Annotated in this window: 1 protein-coding gene; it reads left to right on the top strand. The window is 35.7% G+C overall.

What is annotated here, in order from left to right:
- The coding region (locus ACKX14_RS15590; RefSeq protein WP_422449284.1) for a transposase at positions 1 to 234 on the top strand (234 nt) is incomplete at its 5' end.
- Between the last annotated feature and the right edge of the window lie 183 nt (positions 235 to 417).

Genomic DNA, 417 nt, shown 5'->3' with positions numbered 1-417 from the left:
GATCAAAGAGAAAATACCAGCATGAGGGCAGCCATTGAAGGAACCAACTCAGCATTAAAGCGTGGGCATGAGCTTGATAAACTCAAAGTAAGGGGTATTGTAAAATGCAGCATTGTTGTGGGGTTTAAAGTATTAGCTCATAACTTCAAGAGGTTTGCAAATTACATTATAGAGAAATCCAAAGAACTTATACCTCAAGACCAAGGGAGTCGTCCACCCATTTTAGCTCAGTAGATGGTAAGAGATCTCGGATTTAAGATAATAAATGGTAAATAACCCTGAAAAGGTGAGAAAATATCGAAAGTAGATTTACCTAAAATCGATATTAAAACACAAATCTCTTTCCAAAACATTCCTTATGAAATTTTCAAGGTTCGGGAAAAGAAGTAAAAAAGTAGGGTTTCTACACTAGAATCA

Source organism: Thermorhabdus hydrogeniformans (assembly GCF_049310025.1).
In the GTDB taxonomy this organism is placed as follows: Bacteria; Bacillota; Thermosediminibacteria; order Thermosediminibacterales; family Tepidanaerobacteraceae; genus JBJYKD01.
Note: the sequence above shows the minus strand (reverse complement) of the source record. Positions and strands in the feature narration are given on the sequence as shown.